At 47.6% G+C, this 26,477-nt stretch carries 16 protein-coding genes and 1 riboswitch; of the genes, 6 read left to right on the forward strand and 10 right to left on the reverse strand.

Going from position 1 to position 26,477, the window contains the following annotated elements; all coding sequences use genetic code 11:
• Positions 1-146: 146 nt before the first annotated feature.
• The 6 genes from hrpB to MH117_RS12060 form a co-directional block, all read right to left on the reverse strand.
• Complete coding sequence (hrpB, locus tag MH117_RS12035; protein WP_239329211.1) at positions 147-2,891, reverse strand: ATP-dependent helicase HrpB; 2,745 nt, start codon at positions 2,889-2,891, stop codon at positions 147-149.
• A 359-nt stretch (positions 2,892-3,250) separates the two neighbouring features.
• The gene (locus MH117_RS12040) at positions 3,251-5,044 is read right to left on the reverse strand and encodes a S9 family peptidase (RefSeq protein ID WP_239328953.1); all 1,794 of its coding nucleotides are present in this window, start codon (positions 5,042-5,044) and stop codon (positions 3,251-3,253) included.
• Between the two features lie 142 nt (positions 5,045-5,186).
• Positions 5,187-5,552 (reverse strand): GIY-YIG nuclease family protein, encoded by a 366-nt coding sequence (locus MH117_RS12045; RefSeq protein WP_239328954.1) that lies wholly within the window; start codon positions 5,550-5,552, stop codon positions 5,187-5,189.
• 29 nt (positions 5,553-5,581) lie between these two features.
• Entirely contained in the window at positions 5,582-6,355 is a 774-nt protein-coding gene (locus tag MH117_RS12050; RefSeq protein ID WP_239328955.1) for a DUF2087 domain-containing protein, read from the reverse strand.
• A gap of 175 nt (positions 6,356-6,530) precedes the next feature.
• Positions 6,531-7,964, reverse strand: a complete 1,434-nt coding sequence (locus MH117_RS12055; protein WP_239328956.1) for an APC family permease — start codon at positions 7,962-7,964, stop codon at positions 6,531-6,533.
• 306 nt (positions 7,965-8,270) lie between these two features.
• Positions 8,271-9,383 carry an NAD(P)H-dependent flavin oxidoreductase gene (locus MH117_RS12060; protein ID WP_239328957.1) on the reverse strand — a complete coding sequence of 371 codons (1,113 nt, stop codon included), beginning with the start codon at positions 9,381-9,383 and terminating at the stop codon, positions 8,271-8,273.
• A gap of 152 nt (positions 9,384-9,535) precedes the next feature.
• Here MH117_RS12060 and MH117_RS26685 point away from each other — a divergent pair, with 152 nt between their 5' ends.
• Both MH117_RS26685 and MH117_RS12070 read left to right on the forward strand, forming a co-directional pair.
• Positions 9,536-10,612 carry an ArsR/SmtB family transcription factor gene (locus tag MH117_RS26685; protein WP_239328958.1) on the forward strand — a complete coding sequence of 359 codons (1,077 nt, stop codon included), beginning with the start codon at positions 9,536-9,538 and terminating at the stop codon, positions 10,610-10,612.
• A 48-nt stretch (positions 10,613-10,660) separates the two neighbouring features.
• The gene (locus MH117_RS12070; protein ID WP_239328959.1) at positions 10,661-11,098 is read left to right on the forward strand and encodes an Rrf2 family transcriptional regulator; all 438 of its coding nucleotides are present in this window, start codon (positions 10,661-10,663) and stop codon (positions 11,096-11,098) included.
• 469 nt (positions 11,099-11,567) lie between these two features.
• Here MH117_RS12070 and MH117_RS12075 read toward each other — a convergent pair whose 3' ends face one another.
• Entirely contained in the window at positions 11,568-14,846 is a 3,279-nt protein-coding gene (locus MH117_RS12075) for an efflux RND transporter permease subunit (RefSeq protein ID WP_239328960.1), read from the reverse strand.
• A 236-nt stretch (positions 14,847-15,082) separates the two neighbouring features.
• Between MH117_RS12075 and MH117_RS12080 the strand changes: the two genes are divergently transcribed.
• Positions 15,083-15,997, forward strand: a complete 915-nt coding sequence (locus tag MH117_RS12080; RefSeq protein ID WP_239328961.1) for a TetR/AcrR family transcriptional regulator — start codon at positions 15,083-15,085, stop codon at positions 15,995-15,997.
• Between the two features lie 72 nt (positions 15,998-16,069).
• Here MH117_RS12080 and MH117_RS12085 read toward each other — a convergent pair whose 3' ends face one another.
• Positions 16,070-17,869 (reverse strand): MASE4 domain-containing protein, encoded by a 1,800-nt coding sequence (locus MH117_RS12085; RefSeq protein ID WP_239328962.1) that lies wholly within the window; start codon positions 17,867-17,869, stop codon positions 16,070-16,072.
• Between the two features lie 80 nt (positions 17,870-17,949).
• A complete protein-coding gene (locus MH117_RS12090) occupies positions 17,950-19,608 on the reverse strand; it encodes a DEAD/DEAH box helicase (RefSeq protein WP_239328963.1) in 1,659 nt (552 codons plus the stop codon).
• A 301-nt stretch (positions 19,609-19,909) separates the two neighbouring features.
• On the opposite strand from MH117_RS12090, the gene MH117_RS12095 reads away from it, so the two are divergent.
• The 3 genes from MH117_RS12095 to MH117_RS12105 all read left to right on the forward strand — a co-directional run bounded on the left by MH117_RS12095 (position 19,910) and on the right by MH117_RS12105 (position 24,709).
• Positions 19,910-20,275 carry a YxeA family protein gene (locus MH117_RS12095; protein WP_239328964.1) on the forward strand — a complete coding sequence of 122 codons (366 nt, stop codon included), beginning with the start codon at positions 19,910-19,912 and terminating at the stop codon, positions 20,273-20,275.
• A 127-nt stretch (positions 20,276-20,402) separates the two neighbouring features.
• Positions 20,403-20,505: riboswitch (purine riboswitch) on the forward strand.
• Positions 20,506-20,615: 110 nt separating this feature from the next.
• Positions 20,616-22,358, forward strand: coding sequence for an adenine deaminase (gene ade, locus MH117_RS12100; RefSeq protein ID WP_239328965.1), 1,743 nt, complete (start codon positions 20,616-20,618; stop codon positions 22,356-22,358).
• Positions 22,359-22,561: 203 nt separating this feature from the next.
• Positions 22,562-24,709 carry a YhgE/Pip domain-containing protein gene (locus tag MH117_RS12105; RefSeq protein ID WP_239328966.1) on the forward strand — a complete coding sequence of 716 codons (2,148 nt, stop codon included), beginning with the start codon at positions 22,562-22,564 and terminating at the stop codon, positions 24,707-24,709.
• 155 nt (positions 24,710-24,864) lie between these two features.
• Here MH117_RS12105 and MH117_RS12110 read toward each other — a convergent pair whose 3' ends face one another.
• Positions 24,865-26,097, reverse strand: a complete 1,233-nt coding sequence (locus tag MH117_RS12110; protein ID WP_239328967.1) for a CynX/NimT family MFS transporter — start codon at positions 26,095-26,097, stop codon at positions 24,865-24,867.
• Between the last annotated feature and the right edge of the window lie 380 nt (positions 26,098-26,477).

The raw sequence follows: 26,477 nt of genomic DNA on the forward strand, positions 1-26,477 counted from the left end.
CTTATCATTAACCTCTGTACTTCAACCATCTCCCTCCTACTTACGGGACAGATGAAGATGATTACCCATACATGATATCTCTCTATTATAAGTGATCTGGATCACACTTTCCAATCGATTACATACACAACTGTTAACTATATGAGCTAGGCTAGTCCACCTGGCGGACGGGTGCGCCGTGTCGCAATGGCTTCCGTCGGATCTTCTGGCCAATAGTGCTTTGGATAGCGGCCTTTGAGGTCTTTCTTCACCTCAAAGTATGTGCTCCGCCAGAAGTTCGCCAGGTCCTGCGTCACCTGCACCGGTCGCTGGGCCGGCGACAAGAGGTGCAGCGTAAGCGGCACCCTGCCGCCTGCTATGCGCGGCGTCTCATGCAATCCAAACAGCTCCTGCAGGCGAACTGCCAGCACGGGCTGTTCGGGATTGCTGTAATCTATGCCGATACGGGAACCACTCGGCACGACGATGCTAGACGGCGCCATAGCGTCCAACTGCTGCCGCATCTGCCACGGCAGCAGCCCCTCCAGAAGCGAGGCGACCTGGAGCTTCTGCAAATCGCTGCGCTTGCGCATGCCGTACAGATGTGGCGCAAGCCATTCGCGCATCGTGGCTAGGAGTGCAGCGTCCGACGCTGCCGGCCATTCATCAGGACGGTGACGGTGCATGAATTCAAGGCGAGCCTGAAGTTGACGGGCAGACTTGGACCACGGTAGTACATGCAGTCCTTCTGGATGACGGGTTATGGAATCTACTAGCACTTCCAACACCTGATCAGCGTCTGGCTGAGCATACGGTCGCTCGCGCAGCACGATAGCTCCTAGCTTCACCTGTTCCAATGCACGTACTGCTTCTGCTTCTTTATCCCATTCGACTGTGATCGTACGCTTAACATAAGCTTTTAAATGGGCCTCAATCTCCTCTAATGAAATCCGGGCAGCTAACTGAATACGACTATCCGTTCCCTGATCATCGAGCTGTACAGCCACTACATAAGGTGCATACGCAATCGAATCTTGTGCAGCCGAACCTCCAAATGCGGCTCCCCTGCCGCTGCTCAGAAGATAACGTCCGTCCGCTCTACGCTCACCGATGCGGTCAGGAAAAGCAAGCGCCAACAGTACCCCGCCCTGCATCTCCTTACTGCCTTGGCCCTGCTCGGCAGCTGCCGGGAATGCTCGCTCAAGTCTACGAATTTCTTCTTGTACACGCCATAACGTGCCACTATCGATCTGATTGGAGGACAGCATGTTCGTTACGGGTACATGGCTTGTTGTCTCAGAACCTATAGCAGCACTAGCACCAGAGCTTCCTTTGACATTAGCCTCTGACCTGCTATCTCCCATGCCTGCTCTTTGTCGACTATTTACTGTACCGATCTGTCTGATGAGTTCCAATCGCGATCGAATGTCAGGACCGCCGAGACGCTCCGAAGAGGAGAAACCGCCACTTCGCGCAGAGCCCTGTCTGACGATGTCCCGCTCCTGCAGGAGTGCAGCCCACTCGCAGGCTTCGCGGCCGTACCCCATCTGAATACTCGTCAGCACCATGTGGGCTAAACGCGGATGCAGCCCCGTCGACATCATGAGCCTACCATGTGCCGACAGCTTTCCCTCAGATGACACCGCGCCTAATTGATCTAAGAGCTGGCGCGCTTGTTGGAAAGCAGCTGATGGCGGCGGCGTTAGCCAATGAAGCGTACTTCCATCCGGGCTGCCCCATCCCGCCAGCTCTAACGCAAGCGGCGCCAGGTCGGCATCCAGCATTTCCGGTATCCGATGCTTCGCCAAATGTCCATGTTCCTCTGCTGACCACAATCTGTAGCAGATGCCAGGACCAAGTCGTCCTGCGCGTCCACGCCGTTGGTCTGCCGCATCCTGCGTGACTCGTTCCGTCACTAAACGCGACATTCCTGTACGTGGCGAGAACCGCGAGACTCGACTGTAACCACTGTCGATGACTACACGTATGCCTTCCACCGTTAAGCTTGTCTCTGCAATTGATGTCGTCAAGACAACTTTGCGAATGCCTGATCGGCCCGGAGCGATCGCCGCATCTTGTGCCTCTTGCGGCAGCTGACCGTATAAAGGCAGCACTGTAATGGAACGATCTGCGTGATTCGCTCCGCCATATCCCATTCTGGAAAGTTCCCCTGCCGTACGATGAATTTCGCCTGCTCCGGGAAGAAACACCATAATGTCCCCGTCATACGCATGAAGCACCCGTTCTACTTGGCGGGCTACCGCGATCTCCAGCGGCTCCTGACTTGAGCGTGGTACATAGTGCGTTTCAACTGGATAGGTTCGGCCTTTGCTCTGGATGATCGGTGCACCATCCATAAGCGCCGCTACAGGCTCTGCCTCAAGCGTAGCTGACATCACTAATATACGCAGATCGTCTCTCAGCACGCTCTGTGCCTCCAAAGCTAGTGCCAAGCCCAGATCAGCATGTAAATTCCTTTCATGGAATTCGTCAAAAATAAGCAGCCCCACACCTTCAAGCGACGGATCAGTCTGCAGCATCCGTGTGAGCACGCCTTCTGTTACTACTTCAATTCGTGTAGCAGAACTCACCTTTGTATCCATACGCACACGGTAACCAACCTTATCACCCACGCGTTCGCCAAGCATGGCCGCCATAAATTGCGAAGCCGCACGCGCAGCCAGCCGGCGCGGCTCCAGCATCACGATCCGCCCGCCATTCAGCCAAGGCGCTTCCAGTAGCGCAAGCGGCACGCGGGTCGTCTTGCCCGCGCCAGGCTCCGCAACAAGCACGGCCCCCTTGCCGCTCGCCAACGCTTCAGCGATAGCCGGGCATATCTCGTCTATCGGCAGCGCAGCCTGCTTCAAGCGAACTGAATCCCAGATGCCCTGCTCCCATTTTCCCCGTTCCATCTCACTCATCTTTGCTCACCCTTCTCCCGCCGGAAGCACATTTGGTCTACGTCCTTAAGCGCATTAACACAGCTCCTCAAACTGCTCAGCTCTAAGGCGACTTCTCCGCCTAACATGGCTCTACACCATATCCACGCACAAGAAATATACTGTGCTGCTCAGCCTCACGCGACTATGCAGCACCAAGTAAATACCCATCTGCATCATGCTGGTCCATTCTGTTCCGTCCTACATCTATGCAGTCTGCTTCCCGTTCCTAATATGAAGGCATTATACCCTGCCATCACAGACAGACGCAATTCGTGTCTCCACACATTAAATAAAGCCGTACCCCCTCATATGGAGCACGGCTAACCCTCTTATTGATGACGCTTGAGGAAATCCACAATCGCCTGATACAAGATCTTCTCATTTTCTTTGCGGACAACGCCATGCCCTTCGTCTTCAAACACCAGATACTCAACATCCCGCCCCTTCGCACGAAGAGCCTCAACAATCTGATCCGACTCTTCCTTAACTACACGTGGATCGTTGGCACCCTGCACAATCAGCATGGGGTTAGTCATATCGTCAAGGTACGTAATCGGAGAATCTTTGACAAAACGTTCCTTATCCTTCTCCGGATCGCCAAGCCACCGTTCCATGATCGGCTTCCAGAACTCAGGCACTGAATTCACAAAGGTAAATAGATTGCTGACACCTACATAATCGATAGCTGCTCGGAAATAATCTGCATGACGCCCTGCCAGCAGCAGCGTCATATATCCACCGTAGCTGCCTCCAAATACAAACAACTTCTCTCGACTTGAAATTTCCTGAGCAAACAGCCACTCCATCCCAGCCAAGCAGTCCTTGCGTGGTCCTTCACCCCAATCACACTCTACCAGCTTCACAAAAGAGCTGCCATATCCCGTGCTGCCGCGGAAGTTCGGCGCAAAGATATGATACCCCTGTGCGAGCAAGTACTGAAACATCGCACGAAATTGCTTCCGTTCCGCCGCCTGCGGCCCACCGTGCGGCCAGAAGATCGTATACCCGTTTGCAACGGCTTCTTTGGCGCGGTACAACAGCGCTTCAATAACTGTACCGTCGAATGAATCGTAGGTAACGATGTCTGGATCGACCAAATCTTCTTCGGATAAACCTGTCATTACATTATGTGTCAAGGCTGCCCAAGCACCCTCTGTATATTTATAAATGTTAGTAGGACGAGTTGCTCCACGTGCCAATACATAGATATTGCCGGATGCCGCTACGCTTATCTGTTCCACGATATCCGCTGGGAGCGATATAGGCGCTATTTCGCCACTGTCGTAGCCATAAGCGTACAACTTGTCGATAACACCCTTCTCCGTGATCACATATAAGGTGCGCGTTTCTTTATGCCACTTAATACCCGTCACGCTTTCCTGCTCAATGGCGCATACCTGCTTGAATTGCTTAGTCGACAATTGGTACTGTGCTATATAAGCATACTCCTGCTCATAATCCGTCACAAACAACACGGTATCATTGTCAACAAAGTGAACGTCACCCACTACGTGTACAACATCAGCAGACGGTGTCACACATTGGGGCTCTTCCCCAGTGCGGCATACATAGGTCGGCATGTACGTATTTGCGTAAGACTGCGAGTACGCAATCACTTGCTCATCAGGACTGACGCTTACCAAGAAAGTCGTTGTTGTCGCACCTTCATGAATTAACTTGTCTTCCTTCGTCTCCAGATCATAGACCCGGCTATTCATAAACTGCGAATTATCTTTGCTTGTTACATAATAGAGTCGCTTTCCATCCTCTGACATCTGCACGTAAAAATACTTATCGTCAGGCGCGCCTTCGATCAGCTTAAGCGCCTGTCCGCCATTCCAGGGCAGCGCATAAATATGATAGTTCTCGTCCCCGTCACGGTCCAAGGAGGTCAAAACGAAGCGTCCTTCCCCATCCATTTTAATAAAGCTGCTGGTTTGTCCCTCATACGTTAGCGGGTAAGGAAAAGGATGCCCTGTCTGGAAGTCCATCGCCCATAAGTTAAATTTTCCATTCATATTACTGCTGAAGACGATTCTGGACTCATCCGCATTAACGGTGAACTGGCGTATCACACTAACCTGAAAATATTGTTCCACTTCTGGCTTCGGAAACTGAATCATACAGCATCCTCCCTTATCGATAATTAGTTTCATAATCATAAAATATATCATTCGATTATGATAAAACTATATTAGCATATTTATCGAAAGTCAATATTATCCTTTTCACTCCATGATGTCGCAAGAAAAAACACCCCATGAATTAATTTTCACGGGATGTCTCTTGCAATCGCTCTGTCCAGGTTTCCAATAACTTCTGAAGCATCAGCTTATATTTAACTCGTTCCTGATCGCTCGTAATCCACTCTTCTTCTGGTTCGATCAGCTCTAGAAACTCAATCTCAAATGACTCCTCACCATAGGTGTTCCACTCTGTCTGCAGTTTGCGGTTGAGATGCCCATTCATTTTTAATACAAATGATTCTTTATTCCACACTTTCTCCAGATCCATGCTGCTGCCAATGATCTGATAACCAGTCACTTTATTTCGCACCTGATAAATCCCCATCTTACGATGTGTCTTGGCGTACTCGCGGGCAAACTGCTTCAGCTCTTCACGTGTTCTCATCGTCCTTGATTCTCCTTTTTAATCGTTTATTACTTTAACCAATACTGGCTTCCGTCTTCTTTCCGGTCTAGGAGACCGTAATCAATCATGTACCTGCGCAGCGTTACATAATCATGGTATGCTTCCTTTAAAACTGCATTAATATCTTTCTCCGTGTATAAGCGACCTCGTTCGAAGCGTTCAGCCAAATTGCGCAAAATAACGATCTTCCGCTTCTCCTTCTTCGGAAATCCAGTCAGTCTGCCATCCCATCCATCTGGGAAATACTGATTTAAAAATCCTTCACGCTCCTGCTCCGTGATGACGTAACGTTCATCTACCATATTGGCAGTCACCGGCACAGGCACCAACTTAGGCGCGCTAGCATTGTGTTCCTCCATCATCTCCATCAGAGCAAGAAACAGCTTTGCCTGCTTCATCTTCTCACGCATCGTAAACCGATGATTACGGACCGTAGAACTGCTGCCACCCAGCTTCTTGACGATGTCTGCATCTGACAGGCCGTCATGAAACATGCTGATCAGTTCCTTTTGCAGATCTGTCAATCCTGTGCGTTTCTTATCCAGTTCAATCAAGTGGTGGAACATGGATTGATGATCGCGCTTAATGTGACGCTTCATTTTTTTCTCTGCTTCGAAAAATAACCCAGTACTCCCATCATCATCAGCATAAATGACACCCCGCTCGTAACAATCGCCACAAATGAGACAGACATATTGGTCATCGGACGGATCGTGTACGTACCCCAGCTTCAGTTCAGTAACGGTGGCATTCTGAAATAGATCGGTTATGTCTTTTTTCATAATATGAGCTCCCATTTCAATTTATAATTAATAAACATTTAATTTATTTGTTTGATATTTTATAAACATTATCATATTTTGTTTGTTATTTGTCAATAACATCTCTTAAATTGGGTGCCAGACATAAGAAAAACCTGTCCGAAGTAATCTTCAGACAGGTTGCAGTCAGTCATTTCTATTTACGGGTTTTGTTAAGCTTCACCAACATTGGCAAGATCAATCCAAGACCTAACAGGATGAATGGCGTAATTACGTTTAAACTGAGTTGGAAGTACCATTCGCTCGTAAAGGCCTCCATCTTCGGGAACATGCCCATAATACAAGCAAACGCTGTAAAGATGAAACACCATAAGCCAATAGCAAAACCAATCTTGTTGTTTTTGACAAAGCGATATTCTGATGTAAACTTATTCGACAATTTCATCAGCGCCATAAATGCAAGGAATACAAACAAATAACGCAGCGGCATTACGATGGAATTCAGATCAAGCAGCCAGTTGAACAATGAATTCATTTCACCAATACCGATGACGGGTACCATAATTAAAATACCAACCAGGACCAATGTTAAAATATAACCATTCACCGGCGTACCGCGTTCGTTCATCTTCAGCAGTGACTTCGGAATATGTTTCTCACTGGAATCCGCTAACAACACTTTTAACGGAGCATCAATAGAGAAGGCCAAGGCTGAAATTTGAGCAAGCGTGTTGGCAATCGCATAGACGACCATCAATGCATTACCTAATCCGTAATAGTCCCCTAGGATTTGGAACGCATAGTATTGGCCGTTCATCTTCAGATCGGCAGGGATATTATTCGAGTCAAACATCATACCCATGGCAAACGAACCCAGCAGCGCACATACGGCAACCATAATAGCTAATGTAAGCATTCCTCGTGGGAATTCCCTACCTGGATTGTGTGTATCATTGACATAAGGTGAAATCTTCTCTGCACCGCCCACCGCAAACACAAGCATGGACAACGTCGTAAAGTACGCAAAGTTAAAGTCAGGTATAAAAGACTTGATGGACATGTCGGCTGTAGCTATTGTCGCACCTGTCAAAGCAGGGGCTGTAACCGCCAGCACGATGTACAGCAAAGACATAACAAACACGGAAATTCCCGCAACTGTACCAATCTGTTTAAGCGACGTAATGCCGCGCGACGCGATCCATAAAAAGAAGACAAAAATAATTAGTGTAATAAACTGCAGCATTACCGGAGAAATATCTTTAATTAAGTTACCGCTGCCAGTAAACGCCCATCCTAACGCAATTAGGATGGCTTGCGGCTTCTGTGCCAAATAGGGTACGTGTACGACCCAATATGTCCACGCGGCCATGTAAGCAATGTTTGGCCCCATCGTTTCTTTAATCCAACTGCTGACGCCGCCCTTGCTATCCTTAAATGTAGATCCTAGTTGACCTACCATTAACGTGTATGGGATAAAATACAACGCAATAATAAGAATCCATGAAGTAATAACTGTCAAACCTTGATTGGCATAGTTGTTAACAACGTTACCGAAACCCCATACAGAGATGAAGGCCATCAGAGCAATGTTATACCAGCGCAGTTTTTTTTGCATTTCGTTGTCGTTCATTGCTGTTAATCTCCCTTTTCCTAAAATAACTGTGAATATAGCATGTCCCGCATTGCCTAAAGTTACCATATCATCTTACACGTATCGGCCTGAATCAGGATGTGCAAAAACACACAAAAGAGCCTATGCATTCATAGGCCCTTCATTAGTATATACAGAATGAGAAACATTTCCTACTGGTAATTGTAGAATAAATTCCATTTATAGATAATTGAATTCTAAATAGGTATATTATGGATTATAAAACAAGTGCGGTCTGACGAATTGTTCTATGATTAACCATTGCCAACCATTCTCATCAAACAGCTAATGCAAACTAACAGCGTGCACGCCAAGCAAGGATTCAGCTTGCCTCATGACACGCTGGACAATATGTGCCGCCGATTCGCCTGCCGTCAGCAGTCTGGTTCCCTGGCCAGCCCACAATGACATATAATCGGCATCGTCTTGTGCGGCAGCAGCACAACGAAGCTCGTTTGTTAATGTATTTTGGCTTGGAAAAGGAAGTGGTTTTACTTCGGAAAGCTCCATAGAACGGATAAATGCATTGCTGATACCGCGTGCAGGCCTGCCGGAAAATACGTTAGTCATGACGGTGCTTTCTTCATTACTAGATAAGAGCGCCTGTTGATAAGCTGGATGTGCACCTGATTCGTCCGCTGTCAAGAAGCGTGTCCCCATCTGGACCCCTTGCGCCCCTAACATCAGCGCAGCGGCAAGACCGCGTCCATCCATGATGCCGCCAGCAGCCACCACCGGGACGCGGACCGCATCAACAATCTGCGGCACAAGTGAAAATGTGCCCACCAGTGCCCCCTGCGGATGGGCGCTTAGGTCAAACGTGCTGCGGTGCCCGCCCGCATCGCTTCCCTGTGCCACGATGACGTCGGCGCCACTCTGCTCCGCGGTTAGCGCTTCGCGCACCGTCGTGACCATCGCCGTGACTAGAACGCCCCGGCGATGCAGTTCGCGCATGCGCAACTCCGTCAGCAGGCCAAAGGCCGTGCTGACGACAGGCACTTCCTCTTGCAGCAGCACGTCAAGCTGCTCATCGAACCAATCTGGCGTCGAGTAGCTGTGCTGACTCTCTGCCGCAGCTTCACCCAACGGGAGGCCAAAGCGCTCCCTTGCAGGGCGAAGCTGCTCTTGCACCTCGTCCAGACGCGTCCAATCGTCCTGCATGGACACTGCAAACAAGTTCACGGCAAATGGACGTGAACTTAACTGGCGAATGCGCCGGACAGCCGTGCGAATCTGCTCCGGCTGCATATAAGCGGCGCCAAGCGTACCGAGGCCACCCGCCTCCGAAACGGCGGCAACAAGCTCTGGTGTCGTTACGCCGCCAGCCATACCTGCTTGGATCAAGGGATATCTTACACCTAACAATTTGCATAATGCCGTAGCTGCTGCCATATCCATACGTCCCTCCATGCAATAATTGGATTAGACACTTCTTGATTCTATTTTCCTTATCATACCATGTTGACTTTTCCAGAATCACCCTATATATTTTGATTTACATTTCACCACTCTTTCGACTTTAATCGAAATCGTGTAAAGGAGCTATTACCGTGATTCCGATCGCCCCTTCTATCTATGCCCATATATCACCTGTCTTTGAATGGTTTGCCGCGATGTATCGCGTCGTTAATCATGAAATGCTGACCCCATCCGTGCCAAATGCTGCCGCATTTGCGTCTAAAGATATCGACCGCTTCGTCAAAGAGGCCAGACAAGCAATCGGTGCGGAAGGGTTAAAAGACCTGCAGCTGTTTTTTAATCCGGAGAGCTCTATGGGTATTTACTTGTTAAAGGATTTCTATATAAAAGGGTTACTGCACGATATTCAAGCAGCGATCCATGAGCTGGAGCATCTGCCTGCCAAGGACCTGCTAAATGCCTTCCTAAGATGTGTGAAATGGGAGGACACGGACGTTATAGACGAGCATTCGGAATGGGATGCCCTATCCTTGCTCTCTCACATAAAACAATCCACCTTATCAGAGGAAGAACAATGGAAAGTTTTTTATTTTGCCCACGATGAAGAAGGAACGAAGCGTAAATTTTTGGCGATTGTCACACAATTTTATGAGACGGTGTATGCCGCATTCTCCATGCCATTTGAAACGATTCACGAACAAACCGTGGAGCAGCTGAGGCATGTTTTTGAAGAGGAACGGGCGCATAACTTAAATGCCTTGCTTGGCCTTGATTTAGATGAGAAAATGAATATGGAGTTGGAGACGATCTTTATTCCCTCCTATTTCTTTCATACATCCTCCATGCTGCTTCTGAATGATAAACAGATGTTGTGTATACTCGGAGCGAATCGACAAGCCTACTTGCAAGCCAAGCGCAACCAGAGCCAGCAGATCTCAGACATCTTTAAGCTGCTTGCTGATGAGAAACGGATCAAAATCATTCAATTGCTCAATCAAGCTCCACGTTATGGTTATGAATTGGCTAAAGAAATTGAATTAACAAATTCTACAGTTTCTCATCATGTAAATGCATTAAGCCAGGCAGGTCTGGTAAAAGCTACTCGTCATGAAAACCGGGTTATGTATCAAGTCCAACCTGAACAGATCGAACGTTTGTTAGAGGAGTTATCTTCACTGCTGCTCCCTCACTCGCGTTTCGGACATTGACAAATAATTTTATTTGTAACTATAATAGTTACATCGAGGTGGTTCAACATGAAAATAAGCAGTCGCTTTAGCGTAGCCGTTCATATTCTATGTCTGCTCGCCTTGGAACGCAGCCAGCTCCTGACATCTGATTGGATCGCAGGCAGTGTGAATACGAATCCTGTCGTCATTCGCAGGCTGACAGGTAAGCTTAAGCAAGCCGGACTTGTTCAAGTCCGTCCAGGTACCGGAGGCGCAACGTTGCTCAAGGAACCAGAGCAGATTACGCTGCTTGATATTTATCGAGCTGTTGAAGTCGTCGAAGAGGGCGAACTATTCCATATGCACGAGCAGCCGAATCCAGATTGCTTTGTGGGTGCTAATATCCAGTCTGTACTCGAAGGCATATTGGTATCTGCGCAAGCCGCTATGGAAAGGGTTCTGGCTGAGATTCCACTGAGTGCGCTCGTAGACGATTTTCAAGAGCGAAAGCAGATCAACGTATAGAGCTTGTTGTTTACTTGTCAGGATAAATGAGGCTGACAGATAAAATAAAGATGATACGTTATCGTTGTCTAAGCTTATCTGCATCCCCTTCCCAGATGCAGATAAGAAGAAGAGACTGTCTGCAGCATAGCTGTGATAGGAGTCCCATAAAGTAACAGGTTACTGCTATTTCACCTGTCTACCGTATAGGAGGATATCAAGTGTCGCTGTAAGGGCAGTCTCTTTTACATGTTAACCTTATCTATACATATGTGGAAAATGCCATTTCAACACGGAAGGATCCTTAAGCGCTTAAGATGAGGAATACTACTTCTTCTGAGCAAATGGGATAGTGGTGCTAAGGACTTTGAATATAGCAGATACGGACAAATAATTGGAATAACGCGATGACTATAAAAAGACGGTCCTCATTCAAACAAAAGCCGCCCCCAAGTAACAATACTTAGGGAACGGCTTCTTTAACGTTATCTTATGCGGCAGCCTGGTGCTGCTTATCCTTACGGCGCAGCTTACTCAAGCTCTCGTACACTATAGGTACAATCAACAAGGTCAACAAAGTCGAGCTGGTTAATCCACCAATTACGGTAACACCCAAACCACGTGAGATGATACCACTGCCTTCAATACCAATCGCAAGCGGGATTAGCGCCCCGATCGTAGCAATCGCCGTCATCAGGATTGGTCTCAAACGAGTAACCCCTGCTTCCAGCAAGGCATCTCGAGTTGACATGCCCTCCTTCTCCTTGTGAATAACGCGGTCAATTAAGACGATAGCGTTAGTAACAACGATACCAATTAGCATAAGTGCCCCGATCATAGCGGAAATACTGATGGTCTCACCCGCGATCAACAGCGCAACCAATGCACCAATTATCGTAAATGGCAGGGAGAACAGGATCGCAAACGGTGCTAGTCCACCCCCAAATGTGATCACAAGAATCAAATATACAATGGCAATGGCCGCAGCCATCGCAACACCTAATTGCGTAAATGATTCCTTAATATCTTGGGTAACGCCGCCCATTGATACCTCCACACCCGAAGGCACAATAATCGTATCCATTTCTTTTTTCACTTCATTGGATACCGTAGTGACATTGCTCGACGTTATATCACCACTCACATCAATGACGAGACGGCCGTCACGGCGAGTTACAGTGTCCGATGTAGTTCCTTTTTTCACCTCGACAACATCCTTGATCGCTACCGTTTGACCAAGACGAGATGTAATTTTCTTGTTTACGAGGTCGTCAATTGAAGCGTACTTTGGCTGTTCCACTTGCAAATAAACATTTAGCTCCTCGCCATCTTTCTGAACAGTCGTTAATACTGGACGCACCCGCTGCTGACTGAGGCTCATTCCAACTTCAGCTGCCGTCAGCCCAAGTTCACTAAGCTTCTCTTGGTTTACTTCCAGCGTATATTCATCAAATGTTTTAGATAAGCTCGACTTTACATTTTTCAGATCGGCAATTTTCTTCATGCGTGCTTCCAGTTCTTGAACCACTGGCTTCATCTCTTCGATCTTATCTCCGTATATATACACCTTTAAGGAGTTGCCTCCCATTCCACCGGCTCCGAAATCCATCGTTCCCCAGCGGCCTTTCTTCGAATCAGCCTGCAGATCCTTCAGAACCTGGGTTTGTTCTTTTGTAAATTCAGGCGTATCTTTGCTATATTTCACGAAAAATAACGCTTGATTGGTGCTTCCAGGACTGAAAGGATTTTCACCACCCAATGAGTATTGAACCGTCTCAACCCCATTGCGCTTACGGAAAAATTGATCAGCCTGTTCCGCAGTCTTGGTCACATCATCTAGAGTTTGTCCAGGCTCTGGGCTGTATGTGGCAATCACCATCTTTTCGGATTGCGAGGGCAGGAAGCTGACCCCGACATACGGCACAAGCGCAAAGCTGCCGACCAGCAGCACAACTGCAACAATAGATGTAATTGCTTTGTGATTAAGTGACCAGTTCAACACCTTCTTATAACCGCGGCTTAATCGGCTTGGGTGCTCATCGTGTGCGTGCTGCTTGCTCTTGATTCCTTTCTTAAATAAAGAATGTGCCATCATCGGAACAATCGTGACAGCCACAAGCAGCGAAGCAAGCAGTGCAAATACAATTGTCAACGCAAATGGCAGAAACATCTCGCCAATCATCCCTTGAACTAAACCGAGCGGTAAAAATACCGCAATCGTAACGATTGTAGAAGAGAAGATGGGCATAAACATTTCCTTAGTTGCTTCACGCATCAGATCCTTACCCTTTAGCTGTTCGCCTGGTAGCGACATACGACGGAATATATTCTCCACGACGACAATTGAGTCGTCTACCACACGTCCAATCGCAACGGTCATCGCGCCTAGAGTCATCATATTAAGCGTAATATCCATCTGATTAAGCGCCAGAATTGCGATCAACAAGGACAACGGAATCGACACAACTGAGATTAAAGTTGTCCGGAAATTACGCAGGAACAGCAATATAATCAACATCGCAAAAACAGCGCCAAAAATAGCTTTACTAAGCATCGTATTTACCGATTCTTCAATCGGCTTGCCTTGATCCATTGTAGAAATAATATCAAGATCAGGATACTTATCATGTAGTTCACTGACAGCCTGCTTTGTTCCATTCACCACATCAACCGTGTTGGCATCCGCACCTTTTACGATCTGAATGCCAATGGCATCCTTCCCGTTTGTGCGAGATATTGATTCCGCCTTGCCCACAAGCTCGATCTTGGCTAGTTCACCAAGCTTTACGGTTGGCAGCTTCAATTCAATGGGCTGTGACTTCTGACCTGATTTCGATCCGCCAGAGGCACCGTTTCCTGCTCCTGATCCCGCTGCTAGCCCTGTGCCTGGCATGGTTCCGTTCTGACCTGTTGCAGCTCCACCAGAGGCACCGCTGCCCGCGGAACCTGTCATCCCAGCCATACCTCCCGCACTTCCTGCTTGGCCTGTCACCCCGGTCATACCGGCTGCGCCTCCCAGAGGAGCTGGGCTGTATGGAATTTCAAGCCCCTTGAGATCATCAATCGTTGTTAATTTCCCATCAATGACAACGGACTGCTCTTTAGATCCAAATGTATACACGCCTAATGGAAACTGTAGATCTGAGCCTTTAATCATAGCTTGTACCGTATCTTGGGACAAACCGTACTTGCTCAGCTTCTCTTGATCAAAGACGAGCTGTACTTCCTCTGCGTGTTGACCGGAAATTTGAACATTAGCAACACCTTCAATACCCTCTAACTTCGGAAGCACATTATCCTGCACTTGCTTGGTTAATACGGCGAGCGATGCTTTATCGTTAGAAACACTATACGTAATAACCGGGAAAGCGTTAAAGCTTAGACGAGATACTTTTGAAGGCTGCACGCCTTCAGGTAATTTAATATCGGAAAGAACTTGCTTTACTTCTTCCTCTGACTTGTCCATATCCGCGCTGAAGCTGTACTCCACCTGAATTTGGGAAGCATTCTGGAATGAGGAAGAACCTACTAGTTTTACACCACTTAAATTTTGGAGCCGTTGTTCAATGGGCTTTGTTACCTTATCGGTCACTTCTTGCGGCGTTGCACCCGGATAGATTGTCGTGACCGTGACCACCGGGGTCGTAATGTCGGGCAGTGTCTCCAACTTCATATTCATACCGGAGTATAGGCCGGCAACGGTGACAATAATCGTCAATAGCCATACGGCAAACTTATTTTTTAAAGTAAAATTTATAAGACTGTTCAACCCATTTCTCCTCCTTCTCTTTATCCTTGTTTCCTCTCCAGCTTGACCCGAAAGTCATAACAATTCATAATATAACTGACTAGTCAGTTCAAGTCAAATGACCAACTGGTTCATTTGTGCATGTTAGATGTATTGCATATAGCCTTCCCCATAACTAGGCTGCAGTATAATCTGTTATTGACTCTTGCCACGGAAACAGCATAATGGAAAGTATTGAAACTTATAGGAGCGTAGACATGAAAGAAAAAGAGAAGCTCATTATCGAAACCGCAATGAAGCTTTTTGCCTGCAAGGGGGTTATTTCCACTTCCGTTCAGGAAATTGCGACTGAATGCGGCATATCCAAGGGTGCTTTTTATTTATACTTTGAATCAAAAGAAGCACTGCTGTTGGCAACCTTCCACTATTATTACGATCGGATTCAAAGCCGGGTATTAGAAATAGAGAATGAAGGGCTTAATGAAAGAGACTCCTTTATTAAACAAATGCAGTGCCAATTCGAGGAGCTCGCGCAGCATAAAGAATTTATTATTATGCATGCCAGGGAGCACGCAATACCTTTTAATCAGGACATGGCTGCATTTATACAACGGATGCGGTCCGAAGGAATTACCTTCTATACATCACACGTCTTTAAGTTATATGGCGAACGAATCACAGCACACGTCAACGATATTGTGCTGCTGCTCCAAGGAATGCTCAACGCGGTAATGGAGCTTATCATTTTTAATAAGGCTCAATTGGAACCCGCCCGCGTCGCAGCCTACATGGTGAATCGCCTGGACCATCTTGTGGAAGGATTAATCCAATCGCAAGAACAACCGCTGCTCTCAAATAATGATCTTTCTAATATGATGTGTTCATCGTTCCCCCAAAGTCCAAAGGACATGAGGCCAATATTGATTCAACAGATTAAGCATACTCTGGCCAAAGTAATGGAGCAGCAAGACTCAACTCACCTTCAGGTCACGCTGAAAATTCTCTTAGATGAGATGGAGGCCGACGAGCCGCGTACCCCTCTTATTGAAGGGATGCTGCACAATTTAACAGCTATTCCGGAGCTGCGCAGCCTGCAGGCCAACATTGGTGTCTATTATGAGATTAAAGCTTTTGCTGCACCTGTAAAAGCAGTCGCTAGCGATCCAAACTAGTGTATTCGTTCCATGAATCACCTTAATATATGGCAAAGAGGGCAGCTCTCTATGAAGATGAGCCCGCCCTCTTTATTCCAGATGAACATCCATATACTTTACTTGATTTCGTCCCGACTGCTTTGCTTCGTACAATGCAGCATCTGACCTCATTATAAGCCGTCCTTGCTGTGAGCTCGAATCTGTATCTGCAGGAACTTGTACGGTGGCCACACCTACGCTGCATGTGACAAACGCTGATACCTTGGATGCCTGATGGGGAATGGCAAGGTTATTAACCGTTTCGCGAACCGTACCCGCAAATCGAATTGCAACTTCGCGATCCGCTTGCGGCAGCAAGATAGCAAATTCCTCACCCCCGTAGCGACAAACAATTGCCGTCGTATTTGCCAGCGCATCCCTAACTGCATGTGCAACTGACGTGAGACATTCGTCACCCATCTGATGCCCGTAGTTGTCGTTGTACTTTTTGAAGAAATCAATATCAAACATAATTAAGGAAAGTGGAATTTGATCATGCATAGAATGCTGCCATTCTTGCTGAAGCATCTGGTCGAAATACCTTCTGTTGTACACTCCCGTTAATCCATCTGTAAATGAAAAGTCAGTCAGCAGCCGATTGGCCATTTGCAGCTTCTCGTTTGCCTCTTTTAATTGACCCTCAGCCACCATTCGCTCCGTCACATCCCGAAAGTAAATGGAGATCCCATCGTTAGAAGGATAAATACGAATCTCCAACCAATGATGCTTGGACTTGTCGTACCAGACAAATTCCTCCGAAGCTTTGTTCTTCATCACTAGTTGTGCCATCGTATACCATGCGGTATTTAATAGGTGTGAATTAATTGCCCAAAAATGTTTTCCCTTTACTTTTTCAAACGAGATGCCTACGTATTTCTCGGCTTCTTTATTCATATACGTATACTTCCACTGCCGGTCTACCGCCAAAAAAGAATCTGTTATACTGCCTAAAATGCGGTTCAGATGCTCTTCTGAATGCTCAAGCTTCTCCTGAGAACGAATTAAACGGATATAGAGGCGGTTAATTTCATAAAAGAAAATAACCAGTACCGCTGATGCCGAGAATAGAGAGTTCACTCGTGCCACGTACCAGCCAAGACTAAATCTGGACTCCGCATACAAGGTTAGCGATACATCCAGAAAAAAAGCAAAAGTGGATACCATGAGCCACAAATGCAGTAAACTTTTGGCACGTGTCCTGTAATACAAATAGACCACTGCCAATAAGTTTACTGCCCACAAGATAGGGCCTATAATCGACCGCGTCAGCTTGCTGTAATCGTGATGGACAATCATTAAGGGTAGCTGCGACTCGTAGCGTACAACAGCGAACACAATCAATCCAATCACACAGACCGTTCCCGCCACGATCGCAAACCGGAGCCAGAAAGCACGGCGTCCTTCCCTCGCAGAGTCCCATCGGCCCAACGTAAACGTATATAGCAAAATACCAATGGGAAACCCCATGTGCCACACGACCCACAGCCAGACAGATGTCTGCTCCTTATCCACAAACCAGCCTTCTGCCACGATATTCGGAAATGTCAACAAGTGTGGAATCACAATTAGCCCTGTAAACATAAACGATGCAGACAAAATGAGCAGTGGATTGGAGCCGGAAGTTCGATATTGAATGTATAACAAGTATGACGTCATCAAGTCACCAAACAGAATCCAGGCCGTCAACATCGGGATAAAGGATTTGATCTCGAATATCTTCGTATTTGCAGTCGGCATGATGGCAACTGATACGATAAGGATCATGATGGCAAACAACAGTGCTGTTATCCTCTGTTTACGTGTCGTCGTTAAGTTCACGAGACTCGTTATCGAATCACGCACATGCGACATAGCAAGTACACCCTTCCTTGATATTTATACCCTAAGTTGTACTGGCCCTGGACCAAAAAGGTTTCGCTCGTTGTATGTGATTAACGCGATCGTCGGGAAGAACCTGACGGTTGTCGTTGAGTCCCGCGCTTGGATGACAACGCACTTTTAGCACTTTGCGAACCTCTTCCACCTTGCTTCCCCGATCTAGTGGCAGCCGCTCCATTATCACGTGTGGAAGCAGATCGTGAAAACGAGCCTCTATCCGACTTCTTATTCCGTGATCCTTGACCTTTCGCTGCTGCATCAAAGCCTCGCTCCGCTTTGCGCCCTTGCTCCGTTGACGTACCCGTCCGTCGAGACTTGTCTTGATCCGCCTGCCGTCCACCCTTACCCCGCGGAGCAGAATTTCCGAACCGTTCTGAAGCTGAACGATCTGAACGGCGTGAAGATGATGCTGCGCGGCCAGATCTGCCTGCTCCATCACGCTCCGTGCGTGCATCGGATGAGCGTCTTGACTGCCCTCTCTCTGATTGCGCCGAGCGAGGACCGGACTGCTTGGAGCTGGAGCGTCCTTCAGAGATCCGCTCTGGTTTGGAGGACACGCCGCTCTGCTGCCAACGCGGAATGGCATGGCCAAGCCCCTTCTCTATCGCACGCAGTAAACCGCCGTCCTTGGCAGCTGCCATCGTAATGGCTACACCTTTATTGCCAGCACGGCCTGTACGGCCGATACGATGGACATAACCTTCAGTATCCAGTGGCATGTCATAGTTAAATACATGCGTGACGCCATCTACGTCTATACCTCTAGCAGCCACATCCGTTGCAACAAGGATATGAAGCTTGGCATCGCGGAAAGTGCGCATAACCTGCTCGCGCTTCGTTTGCGACAGATCACCATGCAGTTCGTCCGAGATAAAGCCATATTGCTGCAGTGCCTCATTAAGTGCTTTGGCACGAATCTTCGTTCGACAAAACACAATAGCCAGGTAAGGGTTCAGTTCCTTCAGAAGGCCGCGCAGTGTAGACTGCTTCGTACGATCCGTCGTTTCCAACACCCATTGCTCGATTCCCTGAACCGTAATACGCTCGCTTTCGACTCTTACATCTTTAGCAGAACGTGTATACCGCGAAGCCAAAGCACGCACCTCGTCCGTTAACGTCGCCGAGAACAACAGCGTCTGACGATCAACTGGTGTCTGCGCTATCACTTGCTCCACTTCATCAAGGAAGCCCATATGCAGCATTTGATCAGCCTCATCCAGTACGAGCGTCTTCAAATGGGACAATTCAATCGTGCCGCGTCGCAAGTGATCCAGCAATCGTCCAGGCGTGGCAATTACAATCTGCACATTTCCTTTCAGCTTTCTCATCTGGCGCTCTACATCCTGTCCACCATAGACTGCAAGCACTGGAATTGGTGTTTCCTTGGATTTGGATGCATACGCAGCAGCAAGCTTATTCGCCTCTGCTGTAATCTGCAGCGCCAGTTCTCGTGTTGGGGCAACGATCAACCCCTGAACAGCTTCAGATTGGCGATCCAATCGCTGCAGCATAGGAAGCAGAAAGGCTAATGTCTTGCCCGTTCCTGTCTTTGCTTGTCCGATCACATCAGTGCCTAACAACACATCCGGAATGGTTTGTCCTTGAATGGCTGTAGGCTGGGTGATGCCTTGAACGCTTAAAGCCTGTATCCAATCATCGTTAATGCCGCACTTCTTAAACGTAGGTATATGAGAACCTTTATTCTGTGTCATTTATCTGATCATCCTTTCGCGTTTACGCGCGGTAAATTACATAGTACTAAACGGTATAACAGTAGATATTACACGTTATTACTAAGCGTTAATCATACCATATCTGTATAGGATTATTAGCAATTTCTAAGGTGCTCCATTCATGAACATTTCCGTTCGCCCTATATTTCCCTTTTGTTCTTGTGTGACAAAATCTTAAGGTTAATGCCTGTCAAATAAATGGTTTCAATTGTGATTGTATTTTATGATTAATACAGAGAACATACAGAGATCAATGACACCATGTTAAGGACGTGACACCATGAAAAAATTAATCGGAATCGTACTCATATTTACCTTAATGGCGGGCATGTTTATCGCTTTCATCAATTACGCGCCAGAGCATAATCCATTTTCCAAAAAAGAAGAATACTATGTTCTAATCGGAGATAAATACACGGTAGAAAAAAGCAAGACCGACAAAGGTGAAGAATACATCAACTATATGTATACCCTGCCTGGCTTTGATAAACAAGGCAATAAACGCGACATTACGTTTAACGGGCTGAAAGTGCTGCGTCAGCATGCTTATCTCAAAATAACGATGAGGGCAGATACCGTCATTTCTTATAACGAGGTACAGCTCGAAGATATCCCCAGTGCGGCCAAAATAAAAGTAAGTACTTAACACCTTCCAAAGACGTAATTCGTTTTTTATAAACCGGTTGCGTCTTTGGATAAAATTCACTTCACGGAAACATTAACGCTGTAAAGAAGAACCTTGACGTGCAAGTTGCCACTCTATAAGATGATCTAAATATCTTTCTATTCATTCTCGTATAATATGCGGAAATAAGGTCCGCAAGTCTCTACCAGGCTACCGTAAATAGTTTGACTACGAGGAATGATTCAGCAGTTGGTCGGCCAATAAGGCGACTGATGCTTTTTCCATTCTCCTTGCAGTCAAACTCTAGCATCGCGCTAGAGTTTTTTTGCTTTTATCAACTTTAAAGGAGATTATTGACCCCATGACTGTCAATCAACAACAAGTACAACACCTCATCTTATCCGCCAGCAAGCAGAAACCCGCCGATCTTGTCATTAAGAACGGTCGTATTATCGACGTATTTAATCTCGAAGTGATAACAGGTGACGTCGCAATTACAGACGGACGAATCGTCGGAATCGGGCGTTATGAAGGTAAACAGGAGATCGATGCACAAGGCCGTTACATCGCGCCCTCCTTTATAGATACACACGTCCATATCGAATCCTCAATGGTGACGCCACCCGAGTTCGCCCGTGTCGTCTTGCCACACGGGATAACCACTGTCGTGACAGATCCGCATGAGATCGCTAACGTCAGTGGTGCGGATGGCATCCAATACATGCTGGATGCCTCGGAAGGACTGCCGCTGGACGTTCGAGTCATGCTGCCGTCCTGCGTGCCGGCGACCCAGTTCGAGAACGCAGGCGCCGTCCTGACCGCGGACAAGCTGCGCCCGTTCTATGCGCATCCGCGTGTACTTGGTCTCGCCGAAGTGATGGATTATCCTTCCGTTCGACAGGGCGATGAGGACATGACGCAGAAGCTCACGGATGCGCTGCAGCATAGCGGCTATCTCGATGGACACGGCGCAGGTCTCGATGACGATGCCGTGAACGTCTACCGTGCAGCAGGTATTCGCACGGATCATGAGTGCGTCCGCGCCGAAGAGGCTAAGTCGCGACTTAGCCGCGGTATGTACGTTATGCTGCGCGAGGGCTCGGTCGCCAAAGACGTGCAAGCGCTCGCTCCGGTCGTGACAGCCCATAATGCACGTCGATGCGTATTTTGCACGGATGACAAGCATCTCGACGAATTGATCACGGAAGGCAGCGTCGACTACAATGTTCGCCTGGCAATTCAATGCGGCATTGACCCGCTCACCGCTATCCAGATGGCATCGCTGAATGCTGCCGAGTGCTTCGGCTTCATGACAAAAGGAGCCGTGGCACCTGGTTTTGACGCCGACCTACTGCTCTTGGATGATTTGGAACAGATTAAGATTCACCAGGTGTACAGGTTCGGACAACTAGTCGCACAAGAGGGACAGTACGTAGGCCCCATGTTAGAAATAGTGGCTCCGCCCGACAACCTGCTGCGTACAGTTCACATCCAGCAGATCAACGAGCAGCACCTTCATATGCCATTAGATGGCCACCACAACTGTCATATAATTGGAATTTCGCCTAACAGCTTGATTACGCGCCATCTCATCGAAGAGGTTGATGCAGTAGGCGGCTGCTTCCAGCCTTCGACTGTAAATGATCAGCTCAAGATAGCAGTCGTGGAGCGTCATCATGCTACAGGCAACATCGGTCTCGGCATCGTGAAGGGCTTTGCACTTACTTCTGGGGCCATAGCTTCGACGGTTGCCCATGACTCGCACAACTTGGTCGTAGCTGGCACCAACGACCGTGATATGCTGCTTGCCATAGAGACGCTGCACCGCTCCGGTGGCGGTCTAGCAGTCATTAAAGAGGGGCAGGTGCTAGCATCTCTTAATTTGCCGCTTGCCGGATTAATCTCCACTGCCCGTTATGAGGATGTCGTCAAACAGCTCGAAATGCTTCATCAAGCACTTGATCAAGTGAACGCCTCAAAGGCGTTTCACCCTTTTGTAACGTTATCTTTTTTGTGTCTGCCCGTCATCCCAGAGCTGAAACTGACCGATATGGGACTGTTTGACTTCCAGTCATTCCGTCACATTTCCATTACGCAGAACTAACCTCTTTATCTTATCGTTTTGAAGACTCCACTTCATGACAATGTGCAAGAATTGCATTTGTCATACGTGGAGTCTTTGGACTGCGGAATGCAGACTGTGGAATGTGCACCGTAACATTCTTGCCACTTCATGCATGACAACATATTCTCCAACACATAATGTGGATTAGCAATTCATTTGCATTCGCTTGTTGTGGAGGAATTATGAAAAACATTTTCTCGATATACAAAACAGACTTATCCCGAATCGTCACTAACTGGGCAGCAGCCGTTATTATCGGCGGACTTGTCGTGCTACCCTCTCTCTATGCGTGGTTTAACATCGAAGCCTCATGGGACCCGTATGGCAATACCAAAGGGATTCAGATTGCAGTTGCTAACAATGATGCAGGCACAACAATTCTAAACAAACCGATTAACATCGGACGTGAAATTATAGCCTCTCTAAAAGAAAACCACTCCATTGGTTGGATGTTCATGGATGAGAAAGAAGCTTATCACGGGGTTCAGCACGGTGACTATTATGCCAGCATTGTGATACCCAAAGACTTTTCCGCCAGAATCGGCACCGTATTGACCGACAATCCGATCAAAGCTGAGATAGAATACTACGTGAATGAAAAAATTAATGCGATCTCGCCGAAAATTACATCCAAAGGCGCATCCAGCATTATTGAACAAGTAAGCTCTAATTTCGTAAAAACGGCAAATGGTACTATTTTTGAAATATTTAACGAGGTTGGCGTGGAACTTAAAAATGAATTGCCGACGATTGAGAAGGTTCGCAGCCTCGTCTTTAAGCTCGAACAGAACTTCCCGCAGATCTCCCAAGCGGTAGACACCGCACTGACCGATGTGAGCAAGTCCAATGAGATCGTTGCGGAGGCGAAACAGAATCTCCCACTTGTCGCGCAAATTGCAGAGGAAGGAGCAACATTCGCGCAAGGCGTGTCCGAGCTTCTGACGTACAGCAACCAAGGTCTCGAGACAATTGCCCCTTATATCAAGCAGGACATCGGTTCTATCGAACAGACAGCGATAGCCGCTCAGGATGTAACATCCTTACTACAGGATGCCAAAGCGAAGCCCTCGCTTGTGCTCAAGAGCTTGGAACGAACGGATACGCGACTTCAAGCCGCTATTCGTGTATCGTCTGGCCTTGCTGATTGGTTCCAGCGTCTTGGACGCTTGCTCCCGGGCGGCCCTTCGCTGATCACTAATCAGGTGCAAGGAATGACCAATAAGCTGGAGCAGCAGCAATCCATCGTCAACCAGCTTCTGGATGCGGTACGGCGAGGCGAAAATGCCTCGGACGAGCTCATTAGCCGGTTGAACAGCGCTGCTGCAAGTACTGCGGATATAAGCCGAGAACTGTATAATCGCTTTGATACAGAGATTGCGCCTGAGATCAAACAAGGTATGAAGAAGGCACAGCAAACCGTACAAAATACAAATAAGGTGCTGCAGCAGGGCATTTCACGAATGCCGGATGTTAAGAAGATATTGGATGACGCTTCCAAGGCACTTGTCGTTGGCAGCAAGGAAATCAAAGCGATAAAGAGCAGTTTGCCTGCCGTTCAAGGAAAAATAAAGGACGTCGCCGATAAGATCCGTGCTATTGAAGCACGTGGCGACATTAATGAAATTATTGATCTGCTTAAAAATAATTTCGAAAAAGAGAGTGAGTTTTTTGCGGAGCCTGTTCGACTAAAGGAAAATAAGCTATACCCCATCCCAAACTATGGCTCGGCTATGTCGCCGTTCTTTACGACGCTGTCGCTCTGGGTAGGTGCACTACTGCTTGTCTCGCTGCTTACAGTAGAGGTTCATGAGGAAGGAGCTTCTTACAAAGATTATCAGATTTATTTTGGGCGCTACCTCACTTTCTTGACAATTGCGCTGCTCCAATCTTTCTTTGTTACGGTAGGAGATATGTATATCCTAGGTGCTTATGTGCTGAACAAAAGCTGGTTTGTCCTATTCGGACTGCTCATCAGCAGTGTATTTATGTTAATCGTCTACACACTCGTCTCCGTGTTTGGCAACGTCGGCAAAGCGTTAGCAATTGTCCTGCTCGTACTCCAACTTGCAGGTTCAGGAGGGACGTTTCCGATTCAAGTAACACCGCCTTTCTTCCAGGCGATATATCCCTATTTGCCCTTTACGTATGCCATCAGCATGATGCGCGAAGCAGTAGGAGGAATATTGTGGGATATCATTCAGCGCGATCTGCTAATGATGGTCATCTATGCCGGTATTTTCTTGGTCATTGGATTAGCTTTAAAAACGTCAATTAACCGCAGCAGCGCGGTACTGGTGAAAAAGGCAAAAGAGAGCAAGCTAATTCATTAGATTGATAATTACTCATTGTGCCAGTCCGTACACTCTACAGCCAATATCCCCTATGCAAAATGTTCTATCAGATCTATTTCATCACAAACAGCCGATACAGGTGTAGGCCCGTATCGGCTGTTTGCGATCAATAGAAAACTGATCTTTTCGAAGCGTTAATGAACTTCTGGCGCAGCTGTAACATAACGATCTTTACCCGCCAGATAACCAAATATCAATTGTAGACATGTGAGCATCAGCAGGAAGATAAGCGGCACACTCCAATTCCCTGACTGGTCATGCAGCCATCCAAAAAGAATCGGTCCTGTTGCAGCCAACGTATACCCTATCGCTTGCGCCATGCCGGACAATTCTGCCGCTTGCTGGCTGCCTCGCGCACGAATGGAGATCATATATAACGCCACACTGAAGCTCCCGCCCTGACAGATGCCGATTAGCACAGAGCCAACGATAATGATCAGCAGCGAGCTCGTAAATAAGCTGGAATATCCAACCAAACCCACAACTGCGATACAAACTATAATGAGACTCTGACTCCGATTCCGACTGGCAAAGGACGTCGCCAGGAACATCGAAGGCATATTGACGAGTTGAACAATGGTCAACATTAAAGCCGAAGTCGAGGCGGAGAAGCCACGATCCGCTACTAACGCTGGCATCCATGCGTACAGAACGTAAGCGCCAAACGACTGCAGCCCCATAAACAGCGCGACATACCACGCGACTTTGCTGCTCCAGAGTTTGCCCTTAGGCTCCTGATGCTGTGCAACGGTCGCGGTTTGGATCTTCTCCTGCTGTGCCGCTTCTCGCCGACCTGCAATGATCTGGGGCAAAAATAAGAACCAGGATACGACGAGTAACACGATCCAGGAAAATAACGACCCTCTCCATCCGAATGCTGTCGCAAGCGGTACGCTTACCGCTGCTGATACGGCTGCAAACATACCTAACGCAATGGAATATAAGCCTGTCATACGACCAATCTTGCTCGGGGGAAACTTGCGTACGACATAGCTAGGCAGAAGTACGTTGCAGATCGCTATCCCAACCCCAATGATGGCTGTACCCATATATAACGTCGATAATGCAGGTAAATAACGAATAATAAGACCTATCGCCAATACCAGCATACTGGCGCCTATTGTCACCTCTTGCCCCCAGCGTTTAGCCAGCTTCGGCGCGATCGGTGACAGCAATGCGAAGGCTAGCAGAGGCAAAGCGGTAAGCATGCCTGACATGCCGCTGGATAACCCCGTCTCTTCACGAATCTGATTAATGAGCGGGCCCACACTCGTAATGGCCGCGCGCAAGTTAACGGCAATCGCAAACAGGCCGATAATGTTCCACATATGAACCGAGCGCTGCTCGGGTTGATGCTGTAATTCCATGTTGTAGCTCCTTACTTTCTATAATCGAATCTGCCTTGCTTACTTATCCAGAAGGAATTGCTCGAATCCACATCTTATGCAGCAATCATTCCTTATAGCCAGATGATAAGTGTTCTCAAATGACTACGCTATTATAACAGGATTAGACCTCTCTTTGCCCAAATGGAATCGCCTCTTAGCAGCCATATGTCTTTAATTACACGTGTAAATCGTATAATTTGTGAGGAATACGGGTACAGACGCGACCTAGCGCCTCCTTATCGGACGAGATGATGCCAGCAGATTAATATCAACAGCAATCCTATTAGGGCATCGCGCAAGATTTGCTTGTTCTTTCTGCAGCAACCTTCTATAGGTAACAAGATACTGTAAGCAGCTAA

The organism is Paenibacillus sp. ACRRX (assembly GCF_022346885.1).
Classification (GTDB): Bacteria; Bacillota; Bacilli; order Paenibacillales; family Paenibacillaceae; genus Paenibacillus_B.